General features: G+C 58.0%; 1 pseudogene. It reads right to left on the reverse strand.

Features of this window, described 5'->3' with window-relative positions:
* Window positions 1-154, reverse strand: a pseudogene (locus VC352_RS24930) (hypothetical protein); the annotation flags it as partial.
* Window positions 155-255: the final 101 nt, after the last annotated feature.

The following is a 255-nucleotide window of genomic DNA, read 5'->3' on the forward strand; positions in this document are numbered from 1 at the left end:
CTTCCAACGCCATGCGATCGAGCACCTTGGGGTCGATGCCGACATCTTCAGATCCCATCAGGGCCTCGCCGCTGAGTTTGAGCAGAATGCGTTTGTAGCGAGGTTGGCGACCCGTCGTCTGCTGAGCCCTTGCAAGTCTCTCCTGCGGCGATATGTGTTTTGGACGCAGCGCGCTGAGCCGCTGCAATGATCTGGCACTTCGACCGCACCGACAGTCATTCGTTGGAACGACCGCCACTTTATTCTTCACCCCTT

Origin of the sequence: Pseudomonas sp. C11 (genome assembly GCF_034683865.1) — a bacterium.
GTDB lineage: Bacteria > Pseudomonadota > Gammaproteobacteria > Pseudomonadales > Pseudomonadaceae > Aquipseudomonas.